Annotated in this window: 16 protein-coding genes; 6 read left to right on the forward strand and 10 right to left on the reverse strand. The window is 68.7% G+C overall.

Annotated features, from left to right (window positions below):
• The first annotated feature begins 103 nt into the window (after positions 1-103).
• Positions 104-865, forward strand: a complete 762-nt coding sequence (locus tag SY26_RS12505; RefSeq protein ID WP_046000750.1) for a DUF1013 domain-containing protein — start codon at positions 104-106, stop codon at positions 863-865.
• Positions 866-1,017: 152 nt separating this feature from the next.
• Here SY26_RS12505 and SY26_RS12510 read toward each other — a convergent pair whose 3' ends face one another.
• The 5 genes from SY26_RS12510 to SY26_RS12530 form a co-directional block, all read right to left on the reverse strand.
• Positions 1,018-1,272 carry a GlsB/YeaQ/YmgE family stress response membrane protein gene (locus SY26_RS12510; RefSeq protein WP_198143153.1) on the reverse strand — a complete coding sequence of 85 codons (255 nt, stop codon included), beginning with the start codon at positions 1,270-1,272 and terminating at the stop codon, positions 1,018-1,020.
• 99 nt (positions 1,273-1,371) lie between these two features.
• Complete coding sequence (locus SY26_RS12515; RefSeq protein WP_046000879.1) at positions 1,372-2,841, reverse strand: NAD-dependent succinate-semialdehyde dehydrogenase; 1,470 nt, start codon at positions 2,839-2,841, stop codon at positions 1,372-1,374.
• Positions 2,842-3,052: 211 nt separating this feature from the next.
• Entirely contained in the window at positions 3,053-4,042 is a 990-nt protein-coding gene (locus SY26_RS12520) for a P1 family peptidase (RefSeq protein WP_046000751.1), read from the reverse strand.
• Positions 4,039-5,697 (reverse strand): thiamine pyrophosphate-binding protein, encoded by a 1,659-nt coding sequence (locus SY26_RS12525; protein WP_046000752.1) that lies wholly within the window; start codon positions 5,695-5,697, stop codon positions 4,039-4,041. Before SY26_RS12525 ends, SY26_RS12520 begins: the two co-directional genes overlap by 4 nt.
• A gap of 3 nt (positions 5,698-5,700) precedes the next feature.
• Positions 5,701-6,138: an ion channel gene (locus SY26_RS12530; protein WP_046000753.1), complete on the reverse strand. Its 438-nt coding sequence runs from the start codon at positions 6,136-6,138 to the stop codon at positions 5,701-5,703.
• Between the two features lie 90 nt (positions 6,139-6,228).
• Here SY26_RS12530 and smpB point away from each other — a divergent pair, with 90 nt between their 5' ends.
• The 3 genes from smpB to SY26_RS12545 all read left to right on the forward strand — a co-directional run bounded on the left by smpB (position 6,229) and on the right by SY26_RS12545 (position 8,796).
• A complete protein-coding gene (smpB, locus tag SY26_RS12535) occupies positions 6,229-6,702 on the forward strand; it encodes an SsrA-binding protein SmpB (protein WP_045980939.1) in 474 nt (157 codons plus the stop codon).
• Between the two features lie 61 nt (positions 6,703-6,763).
• A complete protein-coding gene (gene sseA, locus SY26_RS12540) occupies positions 6,764-7,615 on the forward strand; it encodes a 3-mercaptopyruvate sulfurtransferase (RefSeq protein WP_046000754.1) in 852 nt (283 codons plus the stop codon).
• Positions 7,615-8,796, forward strand: a complete 1,182-nt coding sequence (locus SY26_RS12545; RefSeq protein ID WP_046000755.1) for an amino acid aminotransferase — start codon at positions 7,615-7,617, stop codon at positions 8,794-8,796. The genes sseA and SY26_RS12545 overlap by 1 nt, the downstream gene beginning before the upstream one ends.
• 18 nt (positions 8,797-8,814) lie before the next feature.
• On the opposite strand, the gene SY26_RS12550 is transcribed toward SY26_RS12545, so the two are convergent.
• The 3 genes from SY26_RS12550 to ubiA all read right to left on the reverse strand — a co-directional run bounded on the left by SY26_RS12550 (position 8,815) and on the right by ubiA (position 12,303).
• The gene (locus SY26_RS12550; RefSeq protein ID WP_046000756.1) at positions 8,815-9,144 is read right to left on the reverse strand and encodes a hypothetical protein; all 330 of its coding nucleotides are present in this window, start codon (positions 9,142-9,144) and stop codon (positions 8,815-8,817) included.
• On the reverse strand, positions 9,141-11,303 hold the full coding sequence (locus tag SY26_RS12555) for an OmpA family protein (RefSeq protein ID WP_052715261.1): 2,163 nt from the start codon (positions 11,301-11,303) through the stop codon (positions 9,141-9,143). The genes SY26_RS12550 and SY26_RS12555 overlap by 4 nt, the downstream gene beginning before the upstream one ends.
• A 61-nt stretch (positions 11,304-11,364) precedes the next feature.
• Positions 11,365-12,303, reverse strand: a complete 939-nt coding sequence (ubiA, locus tag SY26_RS12560; protein WP_046000757.1) for a 4-hydroxybenzoate octaprenyltransferase — start codon at positions 12,301-12,303, stop codon at positions 11,365-11,367.
• Positions 12,304-12,318: 15 nt separating this feature from the next.
• Here ubiA and SY26_RS12565 point away from each other — a divergent pair, with 15 nt between their 5' ends.
• Positions 12,319-13,038, forward strand: a complete 720-nt coding sequence (locus tag SY26_RS12565; protein WP_046000881.1) for a 16S rRNA (uracil(1498)-N(3))-methyltransferase — start codon at positions 12,319-12,321, stop codon at positions 13,036-13,038.
• 191 nt (positions 13,039-13,229) lie between these two features.
• Positions 13,230-13,424, forward strand: coding sequence for a DUF1127 domain-containing protein (locus tag SY26_RS12570; protein ID WP_042250734.1), 195 nt, complete (start codon positions 13,230-13,232; stop codon positions 13,422-13,424).
• 83 nt (positions 13,425-13,507) lie between these two features.
• Here the strand turns inward: SY26_RS12570 and SY26_RS12575 are convergent, their stop codons facing one another.
• Complete coding sequence (locus tag SY26_RS12575) at positions 13,508-14,377, reverse strand: 50S ribosomal protein L11 methyltransferase (protein WP_046000758.1); 870 nt, start codon at positions 14,375-14,377, stop codon at positions 13,508-13,510.
• Positions 14,377-14,952 carry a peptide-methionine (S)-S-oxide reductase MsrA gene (msrA, locus tag SY26_RS12580; protein ID WP_052715262.1) on the reverse strand — a complete coding sequence of 192 codons (576 nt, stop codon included), beginning with the start codon at positions 14,950-14,952 and terminating at the stop codon, positions 14,377-14,379. Before msrA ends, SY26_RS12575 begins: the two co-directional genes overlap by 1 nt.
• Positions 14,953-14,978 lie beyond the last annotated feature (26 nt).

Below are 14,978 nucleotides of genomic sequence, written 5' to 3' on the forward strand. Positions count from 1 at the left end.
ACCTGCCAATTCCCCCCGAAAACGAGGAATGGCGCAAGCCGAAGCCGTTTTTCCGGCCCTCGCCCCCATGTTCGGGACCAAGAGACACGCGAAGGAGACTGACATGAGCAAGCCGCTGATGGCCAAGGCCACCGCCGTCTGGCTGGTCGACAACACGACGCTCAGCTTCAAGCAGATCGGCGATTTCTGCGGTCTGCACGAGCTTGAGGTCCAGGGCATCGCCGATGGCGACGTGGCCGCGGGCGTCAAGGGCTATGACCCCGTCGCCTCGAACCAGCTGGACCCCGAGGAGATCAAGCGCGCCGAGGCGAGCCCGATCTATCGCATGCGCCTGAAGCACAATCCCGCCGCCGACGGCGAGGAAAAGCGCCGCGGGCCGCGCTATACGCCCCTGTCCAAGCGCCAGGACCGCCCGGCGGCGATCCTGTGGCTGGTCAAGTTCCACCCGGAACTGGCCGATGCGCAGATCGCCAAGCTGGTCGGCACGACCAAGCCCACGATCGCGTCGATCCGCGAGCGGACGCACTGGAACAGCCAGAACATCCAGCCGATTGACCCGGTCGCCCTGGGCCTGTGCCGGCAGACCGAACTGGACGCGGCCGTCCAGAAGGCCGCCAAGAAGAAGGCCGCCGAAGGCGGCGTGATGACCGACGACGAGCGTCGCAAGCTGGTCAGCACCGAGACCTCGCTGGCCATGTCCGAGGAGCCGCGCCTGCCCAGCGCGATCGCCGGGCTGGAGAACTTCAGCCTGTCGCGCGACGAGGACAAGCCCGAGCGGGAGCTGGACAAGGACACGTTCTTCAACCTGCCCGACACGCATGACGAGGATGACGACGAGGACGATCACGGCAAGTCGCGCCGCTGATTGGCACCGCAGATGATGAAAAAGGCCGGGCAATCGCCCGGCCTTTTGTCTTGGGATGGACACGCAGCTGCCCGCCCGCCCGCAACAACGATCGCATGAAAAAGGCCGCGCCGGGTTTCCCCGACACGGCCCTTTCTGCAAACGCCTGAGTGTCAGGCGCGGCCGCGCACCGCACGAGCGATGGCGATCAGGATACATGCACCCACGAAGCCTGCCAGCAGATAGGCGAAGCTGAAGCTTGCGCCGGCCGCATACAGGCCCAGAAGCGAGCCGAAGATGAAGTTGAACAGCACCGCGCCCACGATGCCCAGGATGATGTTCATCAGGAGGCCCATGTTGGACTTCATGAACTTTTCAGCAAGCCAACCGGCAATGCCCCCGACGATGATAGCTGCAAGCCAGCCCATGCCATTCTCCTTGATTGTCCCGGCCGACCCTGACGGTCGGCGCCTTCTGTGAGCGCAACGTGGCCTCCGGCCCCCGGTTCCAAGACGTCTTCGAAAATGTCAGACCGAGAGGCAGATATACTTCATCTCCAGATAGTCCTCCAATCCGTGATGGCTGCCCTCGCGGCCCAGGCCGGACTGCTTGACGCCACCGAAGGGTGCCACCTCGGTCGAGATGATGCCGGTGTTCACGCCGACGATGCCGTATTCCAGCGATTCCTGGACGCGGGTGACGCGGCCGATGTCGCGGGCATAGAAATAGGCGGCCAGACCGAAGATGGTGTCGTTGGCGGCAGCCACCGCCTGATCCTCGGTGTCGAAGCGGAACAGCGGCGCCAGCGGGCCGAAGGTCTCCTCGGTCGCGACCTTCATGTCGCGGGTGACGCCGGTGACGATGGTCGGCTCGAAGAACAGGCCGTCCTTGCGCTTGCCGCCGGTCAGGACCTGGCCTCCGCCCTGGGTGATGTCACGGATATGCTCCTCGACCTTGTCGACGGCCTTCTGGTTGATCAGCGGGCCGGTGGTGGTCCCCTCGGTCAGCCCGTCGCCCACGTGCAGCTTCTCGACCGCGGCCTTCAGCTTGTCGGCAAAGGCGTCATAGACCCCGGCCTGGACATAGATGCGGTTGGCACAAACGCAGGTCTGGCCATTGTTGCGGAACTTGGACGCCATGGCGCCCTCGACCGCGGCATCCAGATCGGCATCGTCGAAGACGATGAAGGGCGCATTGCCGCCCAGCTCCATGCTGCATTTCATCACCTGGTCGGCGGCTTGGCGCAGCAGCACCCGGCCCACCTCGGTCGAACCGGTGAAGGTCAGCTTGCGCACCAGGTGGTTCTCGCAGAACTCCTTGCCGATGTCGCTGGCGCTGGTCGAGGGGATCACCGACAGGATGCCCTTGGGCAGGCCCGCGCGTTCGCCCAGGACCGCCATGGCCAGGGCCGAGAGCGGGGTCTCGGTCGCCGGGCGCGCGACGAAGCCGCAGCCCACGGCCAGCGCAGGTCCCGCCTTGCGCGCGATCATCGCGTTCGGAAAGTTCCAGGGCGTGATCGAGCCGACGACCCCGATGGGCTGGCGGATGACGCTGATGCGCTTGTCGGCCTGGTGGCCGGGGATGGTCTCGCCATAGACGCGCTTGGCCTCCTCTCCGAACCATTCGATGAAGCTGGCGCCATAGGCGATCTCGCCCTTGGCCTCGGCCAGGGGCTTGCCCTGTTCGGCGGTCAGGATGGTGCCCAGGTCGTCCTGGTTGGCCATCATCAGGTCGAACCACTTGCGCATGACCTGGGCGCGGTCCTTGGCCGTGCGCGCGGCCCAGTCCTTCATCGCCGCCGCGGCGGCGTCGATGGCGCGGGCGGTCTCGGCCCGGCCCAGATCGGCCACATGGGCGATGACGTCGCCGCGGGCGGGGTTGGTGACCTCGAACGTGGCGCCGTCATCGGCGTCGACCCATTCGCCGCCCACGAACGCACGGGTTTCCAACAGCGAGGGGTCGCGAAGAAGGCTTTTCAGATCGGTCGGCTTGGTCATGGCGTCCTCGGGGTGCATTTCGGTTGCGGCATGTGAACATGTCCGGCGCGGCAAAGTCAAAGCCGCCGCAGGGCCGGTCGGTGCCGACGATGACGGAAACGTGAAGCGGGCTTCGCAACCGGGGGCGGGGTTCGGCGTTCGGCCTACAATCGCTAAGCTGTCCCTCTTGGCGATCTCTCGGGGGCGGTGCGCTGGTCGCGCCGCCCTTTTCCTATCCGAACCGCCGTTGCCAGCTGGGTTGCAGGTCACCCGGCCGCGGCGCGGCGCTGTGCACGCCATGCGCCACGGCACGCGCCAGCACGCAGGCCGCCGCATGGCCCAGAACGAACGCATCGCCGACAGGGTCCGCCAAGGGCCGTGCGCCCGTGGACACCGCAAAGACCAGATCGCCGTCTAGCGGCGTGTGGCTGGGCACCAGGGCGCGGGCCAGGCCGTCATGCGCGGCGGTCGCCATGCGCTGAAGCCCGGCCTTGTCCAGTACGGCATCGGTCGCGATGATGGCGATGGTCGTGGCCTCGCCAAGGCGCTTGGCCGGGGCGGGTTCATGGGCGGCGGGAAAGCGCGCGGGCAGGCCCAGGCCGCCGAACTCGGCCTCCAGCTCCCACGGGGCTGCCCAGAAATGGCGGCTGTCGCCCACGGTCGCCTGCCCAAGCGCGTTCACAACGACCAGCGCGCCGACGGTGGCGCCACCCTGCAGCACGGCAGATGCAGACCCGACCCCGCCCTTCAGCGTGCCGGTCAGCGCACCGGTGCCCGCGCCCACCGATCCCATCGCGCAATCCACCCCCGCCGCGGTCCAAGCCGCGGCGCCAAGCGCGGGATAGGGATTGGCGTCCCATCCCTTGTCGCCGCCGTTCAACAGGTCGAACACGATCGCGCCCGGCACGATCGGCACCCGCGCGGGGCCCACGGCAAAGCCGCGCCCCGCCCGGTGCAGCGCCGCCATCACCCCGTCGCAGGCCGCAAGGCCGAAGGCCGACCCGCCTGCCAGCACCAGCGCATCGACCCCGCCCACCAGCTTGTCGGGCGCCAGCAGGTCGGTTTCCCGCGTCCCGGGCGCGCCGCCCATCACGTGGACACTGGCCGCAAAGGGCGCATCGGCGGTCAGCACGGTGACACCGGATCGCAGGGCGTCGTCCTGGGCGTGGCCCACGCGCAGCCCGGCCACGTCGGTGATCCGGTTGCGCGGGCCGGGGATCATGCCCGCGCCCTGAGCGCCGCGTCGCGCGTCTGGGTCAGGGTCGCGCCGGGGGTCAGCGCCTCGGGGTCCAGCCGCAATTCGATCACGGACAGGCGGCCCGACAGGCGGGCGCGTTCAAAGGCGGGGGCGAAATCCTCGTCCCGCTCGACCAGCTCGCCATGGCCACCATAGGCGCGGACCAGGTCGGGCAGGTCGGGATTGAACAGGTCGGTGCCCGACACGCGCCCCGGATAGTGGCGCTCCTGATGCATCCGGATCGTGCCATAGCGGCCGTTGTTGGCCACGATGACGATGGGCGTCGCGCCGTACTGGGCAGCGGTCGACAGCTCGTTCACGGTCATCTGCAGGCAGCCATCCCCGGCCAGGCAGACGACGGTCCGGTCGGGATGGGTCAGGCTGGCGGCGATGGCCGCGGGCAGGCCGTATCCCATCGACCCCGACGTGGGGGCCAGCTGCGTGCCATGGCAGCGCCAGCGGTAGTAGCGGTGCAGGAAGCTGGCATAGTTCCCCGCGCCGTTGGTGACGATCGCGTTGGCCGGCAGGTTCTGCGCCAGCCAGCCCACCACCTGTTCCAGCCGCAGCGCGCCGGGCGTGGGGCGCGGGATCTGCCAGTCGTCATAGGACGCGCGCAGCCGGGCACGCCAATCCGACCAGCGCGTCGTGGGGGCGGGCAGGTCGGCCAGCGCGGCCACCACGCGGCGTGGATCGGCGACCAGGCCCGGATCGGCCCGCCACAGCGTGCCCAGCTGGTTGGGGTCGGGATGGACCATGATCACGCGGGCATGGGGACGCACCGGGTCCATCGCGCTGTAGCCCCCGGTCAGCGTGTCCCCCAGGCGCGAGCCAAGCGACAGGATCACGTCCGCCTCGCGCAGCGCCGCGGCCAGCGCGGGGTTCATGCCGACGCCCAGGTCGCCCACGTAATGGGGCAGGCGGTTGTCCATGCGGTCCTGGCGGCGGAAGGGCACGGCGACCGGCAGATCCCACGCCGCGGCAAAGCGGGCCAGGTCCTCGGCCGCGTCCTGCGACCACTGGCTGCCGCCAGCGACGACCAGCGGACGCCGTGCCGTCGCCAAGGCGTCGGCCACGGCCTCTACCGATTGCGGCGCGACATAAGACAGCGAGGCCGGGGCGGGGGGCAGGTCGGGAATGTCGGCCTGGCCGGACAGCATGTCCTCTGGCAGGGCCAGGACCACGGGACCGGGTCGGCCCGACATCGCCACGTGAAAGGCGCGGGCCACGTATTCGGCGATGCGGTCGGTCGCGTCGATCTGGGCCACCCATTTCGCCAAGGGGGCGAACATGGCGCGGTAATCGACCTCCTGAAAGGCCTCGCGGTCCTGGTCGCCGCGCGCGATCTGGCCCACGAACAGGATCATGGGGGTGCTGTCCTGACGGGCGACATGCACGCCGGCGCTGGCGTTCGTGGCCCCCGGTCCGCGGGTGACGAAGGCCACGCCGGGCCTGCCGGTCAGCTTGCCGGTGGCCTCGGCCATCATGGCCGCGCCGCCTTCGTGGCGGCAGACGATGTTGCGGATGCCGCTGTCGACCAGCCCGTCCAGGGCCGCCAGGAAGCTTTCGCCCGGAACCGAGAACACCCGCGTGACGCCGTTGGCGCGCAGCGCCTGCACCAAGATCTGACCGCCATGCCGCATCGGCTACCCTTCCGTGAATTCGATCTGGCGCACGCGGACATGGCGCAACGCCTCGACCATGAATGCCGTCATCAGGCCAAAGTGCAACAGCCCGTTGGCCGCCGCCAGCCCGCCCAGGATGCGCCAGTCCTGGGGCATCAGCACGTCGCCATAGCCAAGTGTCGTGAAGGTGACCAAGGTGAAGTACATCGCCTCCTCGAAGGTGGCGAAGACGCCCATCTGGTGGAACGCCACCGCCCACAGCCAGACCGACGCCGTGACCATCGCCAGCACCGCCAGGCTGGTCGCGACGATCACCAAAGCCAGCTTGGGCCGATGGGGCGCGCGGGCCAGCCAGCGGGCATTGCGGGAGAATGCCGTCTCCAGCGCCCAGATGGCCAGGGCGGCCATCAGCACGCTGATCACCATCAGCACCGATCCGAACGCGATCTGACCCAGCATGTCCCCCCCTGCGACAGACCTAGCGCAGGGCGCGGCCATCGCGCAACGCATGCCTTTACAGAAGCACCCGCCGCGCCTATCTGACCTGCCATGGCCAAGGATGACGACAGCAAGAACTACAAGGTGATCGCCGAGAACCGGCGGGCCCGGTACGACTATGCCATCGAGAGCGATCTCGAGGTGGGGATCATGCTGACCGGGTCCGAGGTCAAGTCACTGCGCGTGGGCCAGTCGAACATCGCCGAAAGCTATGCCTCGGTCGAGGGTGGAGAGCTGTGGCTGATCAACGGCTATATCGCGGCCCTGTCGCGGGCCGGCGTCTTCGGCCACGAGGAGCGGCGGCGCCGCAAGCTGCTGGTGAAATCGCGCGAGCTGGCCCGCCTGTGGCAGGCCACCGCGCGCGAGGGAATGACGCTGGTTCCGCTGGTGATGTATTTCAACCACCGCGGCATCGTGAAGCTGAAGATCGCCGTGGCCAAGGGCAAGAAGAACCACGACAAGCGCGAAACCAGCGCCGCCCGCGACTGGAATCGTCAAAAGGCGCGCCTGCTGAAGCAGGGATAGGCCATTGCAGCCCTGGCCCCCGGCCTGTAGATCGGGGCGGCACAAGCCAAGGGGGACGGCGATGGACGATCCGAAGACACTGGTCTCGACCGACTGGCTGGCGGCGCATCTGTCCGATCCCGACCTGCGCATCATCGACGCCAGCTGGCACATGCCCGCCACGGGCCGCGACGCGCGGGCCGAATACGACGCGGGCCACATCCCTGCCGCGCGCTTTTTCGACATCGACGCGATCAGCGACAAGCGCTCTGCCCTGCCGCACATGGCCCCCCCGCCCGAGATGTTCATCAGCCGCCTGCGCGCGATGGGCGTGGGCGACGGACATCAGGTGGTCATCTATGACAATTCCGACGTGCGCAGCGCCTTTCGCGTCTGGTGGACCTTCCGCCTGATGGGCAAGACCGACGTGGCCGTGCTGGACGGCGGCCTGCCGAAATGGCGCGCCGAGGGTCGAGCGCTGGAGGACATGCCCCCCGTCATGCGCGACCGCCACATCACCGTCCAGCGCCAGGCGGGCCTGGTGCGCGACGTGACCCAGGTGGCCGCGGCCAGCAAGCTGGGCGACCCGCAGATCGTCGATGCGCGCAGCCCCGAACGTTTTCGCGGCGACCAGCCCGAACCCCGCGCGGGCCTGCGCGCGGGCCATATTCCGGGCTCGCGCAATTTGCCCTTCGGTCGCCTGTTCAACGCCGACGGCACGATGATCGACCCCGACGCGATCCGCGTGGCCTTTGCCGAGGCGGGCATCGACCTGTCCAAGCCGGTCATCACCACCTGCGGCAGCGGCGTGACGGCGGCGGTGCTGTCCTTCGCGCTGGAGCGGGCGGGCCATCGCGACCATTCGCTTTACGACGGCAGCTGGACCGAATGGGGCAGCTTCGCCGACCTGAACATCGCAACCGGAGACGCCTGATGCTGACCGACCTGAAAGCCCAAAACCCCGACAAGATCCTGATGCTGATCGAGGAGTTCAAGGCCGACACCCGACAGGGCAAGATCGACCTGGGCGTGGGCGTCTACAAGGACCCGCAGGGCGTCACCCCGGTCATGCGTGCGGTCAAGGCCGCCGAACAGCGCATCTGGGAGACGCAGACAACCAAGGCCTATACCGGACTGGCGGGCGAACCCGACTATCGCAACGCGCTGGCCACGATGGTGCTGGGCGATCTGCCTGCCGACCGTCTGGCCTCGGTCGCCTCCGTGGGCGGCACGGGTGCCATCCGTCAGGCGCTGGAACTGGCGCGGCTGGCCAATCCGGGTGTGCGCGTGTTCGTGTCGAACCCGACCTGGCCGAACCACCTGTCGATCATGGCGTTCATGGGCCTGCCCTATACCGAATACCGCTATTTCGACGCGGAAACCCGCGGCGTCGATTTCGACGGCATGAAGGCCGACATCGCACAGGCGGGCAAGGGCGACGTCGTCCTGCTGCACGGCTGCTGCCACAATCCGACCGGGGCGAACCTGACCCTGGAGCAATGGTCCGAGGTCGTGGCGATCCTGCAGAAATCGGGCGCGATCCCGCTGATCGACCTGGCCTATCAGGGCTTTGGTGACGGGCTGGACGCGGATGCCGAGGCCACGCGCCTGGTCGCCCGCAGCCTGCCCGAGGTGCTGATCGCGGCGTCCTGCTCCAAGAACTTCGGCATCTACCGCGAGCGCACCGGCATCCTGATCGCACTGGCCGACAGCTCCAAGGGCCGCGATCTGGCACAGGGGTCGATGGCCTTTCTGAACCGCCAGAACTTCTCGTTCCCGCCGGATCATGGCGCGCGCATCGTCAGCACCATTCTGATGGACGACGCGCTGCGCGCCGATTGGGCGGCGGAACTGGAGGAGGTCCGCAACACGATGCTGGGCCTGCGCGATCAGCTGGCGGCCGAGCTGCGCGATCTGTCGGGCAGCGACCGGTTCGACTTTATCCGCCATCACCGCGGCATGTTCTCGCGCCTTGGCGCGACGCCCGAACAGGTGCAGCGCCTGAAGACCGATGCGGCCATCTACATGGTGGGCGATTCGCGCCTGAACATCGCGGGTCTGAACCGCGACACGGTGCCGGTCCTGGCCCGCGCCATCATCGACGCCGGCATCTGATCCGGGCGGACTGGCGCGTCAGCGACGCGCCAGTGCCTGCTCGATGTAGTCGCGCAGGTCCTCGACCTCGTTGCGGCTGTCGCGCAGGCCGTCCATCGCATCGCGCAATTCGGCCTGCGTGCCCGCCAGGCGGGTGGTCAGCGCCGCCTCGCGTTCGGCCAGGGCGGCCACGGCCTCGTCGCGCTCTTCCTCGACCTCGTGCAGCTGCTGGGCCATGCGGTCCAGCTCGGACATGTCGGCACGGGCAGGGTGGGCGACGCGATGGACCAGCCAGCTGGCGATCCAGCCCAGCACGAATGCCCCGAATAGGATCAGGGCGGTCACGGCTATGAATTCGGATCTGTTCATTCGTCTGTCGCTTCGTCTTGCGCGCCTGCCTGCTCTGCGACGCTGTCGGGACGCGGGCCGGGGCGGGGGGTGTCGTCATCGGGCGTCAGCACGGGCACCCTAAGGTTTTCCTCGCGTTCGTCCAGCGTCTGGAACTGTTCCGCGACGCCCACGGTCATCGGCACCATCCCGGACGCGGCACGGCTGTGGGGCAGTTGCGGGCCCTGCATCTGCGCCGCCCGGTCGGGCAGCTGCGGCCCCTGCATCGGCGGCAGGCGCGGGCCTTGGGTCAGATCCTCGGCGGGGTCGGGGTCGACCTCGGCGCCGGTGACGCCGGCGATGGTGACCGGGGCGGGGATGGAGTCTGCATCCAGGGGGTGCGGCGACAGCAGGCGGAACTCGATCCGGCGGTTGATCTCGCGGCCTTCCTCGGTCTGGTTGGTGGCGACGGGGCGGCTTTCGCCATAGCCGCGGGCCGACATGTTCGCCACGCTGATCCCGGCATCGGCCATCGCCGAGACGATGGCCTGCGCGCGCGACCGCGACAGTTCGGCGTTGAACGCCTCCGAACCCTGAGAGTCGGTATGGCCGCCGGCCTCGATCTGAAAATCGCTGCAATCGGCCATGGCGCGGACGAACCGCTCCATCGTCGGCCCCGGATCGCCCGCGATCGACGAGCGGCTGGGTTCAAAGCCGATCTCGCTCTCGGACATGATGATGTTCAGGCGCGCGACGCATTCCTCTCCGTCGGGCAGGCCCAGGGCCTCGTCCATGCGGCGGTCATAGCTGATCGCCAGGCGATAGCGCGCGCCCGGGCCAAGCCGTTCCGACAGCAGCGCCGCGGCCCGGTCGCTGGCGCGTGGATCGCCCGACACGCCCGTCAGCTCGATCATGTCGGGGGTCACGCGAACCTGGCCCGCGTGCAGCGCGCCCATCGCCTCCAGCCCCGCGATCACGCGGACGGTCCAGCCGCCGGGAACCGACGGATCGGTCCGCAGGCCGCTTTGCGCCACGTCAAAGCGTGACCGGGCAAAGCTGTCCACGGCCTGCTGCATCTGCGCATCCGCGATGCGTCCGCGCATCGACAGGCTGCCCGAGGGCGGCAACGTGGCCTGGAATTCGATGGGCGCGGCCTGGGCGGCCGCCTGTTCATGCTGGGCCTGTAGCCGATAGGTCGGGGGCAACGCCTGTTCCAGGCGGCCGGCGACCTGGTCGAACCGCTGGCGCGTCACCGATGCAGGCACCACCAGCGCCACGTCCGCATCCGACAGCGTCACCTGGCCCTGGCCCAGCTGCCCCACGGCGGCGATGGCGGCGGCTGCAGCCTCGGCCCAGTCGTCGGACGGGGCACCCAGGCCCAGGGTGCAGGTCGGCACCCGCTGCATGCCAGCATCGCGGGCCGCCTGCACGATCCGGTCGCGGCCCGCATCGTCGCTGGCCGCGCAGGCGTCGAAGCGGCCGCCGTCATCATCCATCACGAACCGCAGCGTAAAGGGCGCGATCACCGGACGCGGCGCGGTGATCTGCAGGTCCAGCGCGACCTGCGGCGGTGCGGCCCGGCGCAGCGCCTGTTCCAGCCGGCCCTGATCCTCGCGGTCGGCGGCCAGCGCCGCCACCTGCACCTGTCCCGGCGCGATGGAGATCTTGGCCTGCGCGGTCATCTGGGCGGCCTGCAGGCCGAAGCGCAGTGCCTCGGTCCAGCCGTCGGGGACGGGGTGGTCCGCGGCCTCCAGCAGGTCGGTCACCTGCTGGCCCGCCGGGCGCAGTCCACGCAGGATCGCGTCGCGGTTGGTGGCGGCGGGGACCAGCCCGATCAGCGACAGGCCCTGTTCGCTCTTCAGCAGCTCGACCTTGAAATCGGGGGGCGTCATCGCCTCGACCGAGGCGACGGTCATCTCGTCCAGGATGCGCGTGGCGTCGACGGCGGTGCCCGCCTGGGTCACCGCACGGAACCGCTCGACCTCGGACGGGGCGGTGCCGGTCAGGCGGACGCGCAGCCCGTCGGTCGCCACCTGCGCCCAGTCATGGCCCGCGGCCTGCAGGGCCTGCGTCACGTCGCGCGCGGCGCGATCCTCGACGAAGGTCGCTGCGGCCTCGGCCCCCATCCAGGACAATCCGCCCGCGCCGGCCAACACGATGATGGTGGCCAGGGATGTCGAAAGGCGGCGGCGTCGGGCCATCGGAAAAACCTTGTGCTGTTGCAAGCGTGCAACGTCTAGCGACGGGGGGGCGGTGGCGCAATCATGCCAGCCCCGCAATGGCAAGAAACAGCGCAAGAATCAGCCCCGCATCGCGGTTCGACCGGAACAGACGCAGGCAGACAGCCCCCTGATCCGGCTGGAAATTTCGCAGCTGCCACGTCAGGTGCAGCCCCAGGGCCAGCACACCGGCCCAGCCCATCAACAGATTGCGACCCGTCAGCGCGACGGCCACCGCCAGAACCACCACCGTCACCAGCGCAAAGCCCGCCAGAATCGCGGGGCTGCGGTCGCCGAACAGCCGGGCTGTGGATTTTACCCCGATCAGCGCGTCGTCATCGGCATCCTGATGGGCATAGATGGTGTCATAGAAGATCGTCCACGCGATCGCGCCCAGCCAGGCCACCACCGGCGCCGGATCGACCCGGCCCATATGCGCGGCATAGGCCAGCATGACCCCCCAGTTGAAGGCAAAGCCCAGGAACAGCTGTGGCCACCAGGTGAAACGCTTGGCAAAGGGATAGATCGCCACCAGCGCCAGCGACGCGACCCCCATCCACACCGCCGCCCGGCCCAGCGTCAGCAGGATCACCAGTCCGACCAACCCCTGCGCCCCCAGCCACAGATAGGCGTCGCGCAGGCTGACCTGCCCCGAGGGCAGGGGCCGCGACCGGGTCCGCGCCACCTGCGCATCGATGTCGCGGTCGGTGATGTCGTTCCAGGTGCAGCCCGCGCCGCGCATGACGAAGGCGCCGATGGCGCAGGCCAGCGCGATCCACAGATCGAAAAGCCGCGGCCCGTCCGCCATCATCGCAAGCCCGATCCCCCACCAGCAGGGCAGCAGCAGCAGCCATGTCCCGATGGGCCGGTCCGCCCGGCTGAGCCGCAGCCAGGGCCGCGTGCGCACCGGCGCAAAGCGGTCCACCCAGTTGTCCGGGGGCGCGTCAAAGACGGCGTCTGGCCTTTCTGTCCGGCTTTGCATAGCGTCGCGCCCATCATGGCTAAGATCAGACTGTTCATAGATCACCCGTTGGTTGCAGGACAACCCGTTCCCGTGGACGGCGCGCAGGCGCATTACCTGTCGGGCGTCATGCGCCTGCGGCAGGGCGACGCGGTGTCGGTCTTCAATGGGCGCGACGGCGAATGGCAGGCGACCCTGCTGGATGCCGGCAAGCGCGGCGGCAGCCTGTCGGTGGTCGCGCAGACCGCGATCCAGCAGGACCCGCCGGACCTGTGGCTGATCTTCGCGCCCATCAAGAAGGCCCGCACCGACTTCATCGTTGAGAAGGCGGCCGAGATGGGCGCGGCGCGCGTCATGCCCGTGCAGACCGACCACACCAATTCCGACCGCATCCGCCAGGATCGCCTGCAGGCGCACGCGATCGAGGCCGCGGAACAATGCGGCGGCACCTTCGTGCCCCCGGTGGCCGACCTGGCCCCGCTGTCGCGCGTGCTGGACGGGTGGGACCCGGCGCGGCGCATCCTGTGGGCGGACGAATCCCGCGCCGGGCCGGCCGCGACGCTGGCGGGGCTGCCGCAGGGCCCCTGGGCCATCCTGATCGGCCCCGAGGGCGGGTTTTCCGCCACCGAACGCGCGCGGCTGGCGCGCCTGCCCTTCGTCACGCCGGTCAGCCTGGGGCCGCGAATCCTGCGCGCCGACACGGCGGCGGTGGCCGCGCTGGCGCTGTGGCAATCGGCCTTGGGCGACTGGCGTTAACCAACAGGCAGACGAAGGGGTTCGATTTGCGTCCCTTCGTGACCTTTTTGCGACAGAAACAGGCCCACCTGTTGCGAAAAGCGCATAGCGGGGTTGCCGGTTTTGCGGCTACCGTTCGTGGGCTGCCGAAACTATCTCCTGTCTATCCGAAATGTGCCCGCTGACCGGGCAAAGTGAAAACAGGTGAACTGATGTCGACGATCGAAACGAACCGCAGCGTGGCTGTCGGAGGCGTGGGCAACGTCGTGGCGCAAATCACGTCGCTGATCGCGTCCTGGCGGGAAACCCGCATGACGCGTCGCGAACTGGGCCGCCTGTCGGACCGCGAGCTGGACGATATCGGTCTGTGCCGCGGCGACATCGAGCGGGTTGCGCGCGGCTTCTAAGGCTTGCTGCCAGCATTGACGAACGAACCCCCGAAAGCGGAATGCTCGCGGGGGTTTTTTCATGTCCTAATGGCGGCGCAGGATCAGCCCCGGATCATCACCAGCGTGGTCCAGTCACCCATGTCGTCGCGCCGGTCGGGGGCAAAGCCCACGGCCTGATACGCGGCGGTGACCTCATCCGCCTGGGTGGTCAGGATGCCCGACATCACGATGCGGCCGTCCTTGGCGACATGGCGTGCCATGTCGGGCGCCAGATCGATCAGTGGCTGCTTGAGGATGTTGGCCAGCACCAGGTCATAGGGCGCCGCACGTTCCAGCATCGGGTGGTCGAACCCCGCCGCCTCGACACATTCCACGCGACCGTCCAGGCCGTTGGCGATCACGTTGGCGGCGGCGGTGTCGACGGCGACGGGGTCGATGTCGCTGGCCAGGACCGTGACGTGCCACAGCCGTGCCGCGGCCATCGCCAAGACCGCCGTGCCGCAGCCGATATCGGCAATGCGCGTCGCCTTGAACCCGTCGGTGGCCAGGCGGTCCAGCGCCTCGAGGCAGCCCTTGGTGGTGTTGTGGTGCCCGGTGCCGAAGGCCATCGCGGCCTCGATCCACAGCGCCTCGACACCTTCGGGGATCTGGTCGACATCGTGGCTGCCATGCACGAAGAACCGGCCCGCGCGAACGGGGGTCAGTTCGCGTTTGACATGGGCGACCCAATCGACATCGGGCAGTTCGGACACCGCGAAGGGCTGCGCGCCATAGGCGGCGGCCAGGATCGCAAGTGCGATCTCGTCGGGGGCTTCAGTGAAATAGGCGCCCACCTCCCACCGTTCGCTGCCGTCCTCGATCTCGAAGACGCCGGTGCCGACGGGCTCGGGGGTCAGGTCCTCGCAGGCAAGCGCCAGGTCTTCGGCGGCTTCGCGGCCGGGCAGGTGGGTCAGCGCGGTATAGGTGGCCATCAGATCGGATCCGGGTTGGGGATGCTGGCCTGTACGCCGGTGCCCTTCAGGCCGCAATAACCGTCGGGGTTCTTTTCCAGATATTGCTGATGCGCCTCGTGCGCGGGCCAGAAGGGGCCGGCGGGGACGATCTGCGTGGTGATCTTGTCCATGCCCTGCACGGCCAGACGGTTGTCATAGTCGATCCTGGACGCCTCGGCCGCCGATTCCTGCAGGTCGGTGAAGGTCATGATCAGGCTGCGATACTGGTTGCCCACGTCGTTGCCCTGGCGGTCGCCCTGCGTGGGGTCGTGGTTTTCCCAGAACAGCTGCAGCAGGTGATCATAGCTGATCAGCGAGCTGTCATAGATCACGCGCACGACCTCGGCATGGCCGGTGTCGCCGCGCTTGACCTGGTCATAGGTGGGGCTCTGGACGTCGCCCCCGGCAAAGCCGACCTCGGTCAGCCAGACGCCGTTCTGCTTCCAGAACAGCCGCTCCACCCCCCAATAGCAGCCCATGCCGAAGATCGCCTGGTCATAGCCGGCAGGTGGGGTGGCCCCCAGGGGGCGGTGAAAGATGGCGTGATCGGTCATCGGGGCCTCGTTGGTGGATGATGGGG

It is taken from the genome of Paracoccus sp. 228, assembly GCF_000967825.1.
Classification (GTDB): Bacteria; Pseudomonadota; Alphaproteobacteria; order Rhodobacterales; family Rhodobacteraceae; genus Paracoccus; species Paracoccus marcusii.

Coding starts and splice junctions, on each gene's coding strand:
- SY26_RS12520 (WP_046000751.1), bottom strand. CDS start 4,042: ATGATCCCCGGCCCGCGCAACCGGATCACCGACGTGGCCGGGCTGCGC.
- SY26_RS12530 (WP_046000753.1), bottom strand. CDS start 6,138: ATGCTGGGTCAGATCGCGTTCGGATCGGTGCTGATGGTGATCAGCGTG.
- ubiA (WP_046000757.1), bottom strand. CDS start 12,303: ATGCAAAGCCGGACAGAAAGGCCAGACGCCGTCTTTGACGCGCCCCCG.
- SY26_RS12505 (WP_046000750.1), top strand. CDS start 104: ATGAGCAAGCCGCTGATGGCCAAGGCCACCGCCGTCTGGCTGGTCGAC.
- SY26_RS12525 (WP_046000752.1), bottom strand. CDS start 5,697: ATGCGGCATGGCGGTCAGATCTTGGTGCAGGCGCTGCGCGCCAACGGC.
- SY26_RS12555 (WP_052715261.1), bottom strand. CDS start 11,303: ATGGCCCGACGCCGCCGCCTTTCGACATCCCTGGCCACCATCATCGTG.
- sseA (WP_046000754.1), top strand. CDS start 6,764: ATGGACGATCCGAAGACACTGGTCTCGACCGACTGGCTGGCGGCGCAT.
- SY26_RS12550 (WP_046000756.1), bottom strand. CDS start 9,144: ATGAACAGATCCGAATTCATAGCCGTGACCGCCCTGATCCTATTCGGG.
- SY26_RS12565 (WP_046000881.1), top strand. CDS start 12,319: ATGGCTAAGATCAGACTGTTCATAGATCACCCGTTGGTTGCAGGACAA.
- SY26_RS12510 (WP_198143153.1), bottom strand. CDS start 1,272: ATGGGCTGGCTTGCAGCTATCATCGTCGGGGGCATTGCCGGTTGGCTT.
- SY26_RS12575 (WP_046000758.1), bottom strand. CDS start 14,377: ATGGCCACCTATACCGCGCTGACCCACCTGCCCGGCCGCGAAGCCGCC.
- SY26_RS12545 (WP_046000755.1), top strand. CDS start 7,615: ATGCTGACCGACCTGAAAGCCCAAAACCCCGACAAGATCCTGATGCTG.
- msrA (WP_052715262.1), bottom strand. CDS start 14,952: ATGACCGATCACGCCATCTTTCACCGCCCCCTGGGGGCCACCCCACCT.
- smpB (WP_045980939.1), top strand. CDS start 6,229: ATGGCCAAGGATGACGACAGCAAGAACTACAAGGTGATCGCCGAGAAC.
- SY26_RS12570 (WP_042250734.1), top strand. CDS start 13,230: ATGTCGACGATCGAAACGAACCGCAGCGTGGCTGTCGGAGGCGTGGGC.
- SY26_RS12515 (WP_046000879.1), bottom strand. CDS start 2,841: ATGACCAAGCCGACCGATCTGAAAAGCCTTCTTCGCGACCCCTCGCTG.